This window comes from Halomonas sp. SL1 (assembly GCF_003030865.2).
In the GTDB taxonomy this organism is placed as follows: Bacteria; Pseudomonadota; Gammaproteobacteria; order Pseudomonadales; family Halomonadaceae; genus Halomonas; species Halomonas halophila.
In genome coordinates, this window is sequence record NZ_PYUQ02000041.1 from 1 (window position 1) to 214 (window position 214).

The 214-nt window shown below is 73.8% G+C and carries 1 protein-coding gene; it reads right to left on the bottom strand.

Going from position 1 to position 214, the window contains the following annotated elements:
- A partial coding sequence (locus tag C9J49_RS16880; RefSeq protein WP_146613028.1) for an AAA family ATPase occupies positions 1–214 on the bottom strand: 214 nt, incomplete at both ends.

A 214-nucleotide genomic window follows, 5' to 3' on the forward strand; every position in this document is an offset into this window, starting at 1 on the left:
GGTCTCGGCCAGCATCTGCAGGCCCTGGGTGGGCAGCTGCAGGCGGTGGGCGCGCATCGCCACCTGGGACAGCGATTCCTCGCCGGTGACGTAGAGCACCTTGCGCTGCTGGGCCAGCTTGCAGGCGGTCTGCAGCAGCAGGGTCGACTTGCCGGCGCCGGGATGGCCGCCCAGCAGCACCGCCGAGCCCGGCACCAGGCCGCCGCCCAGCACC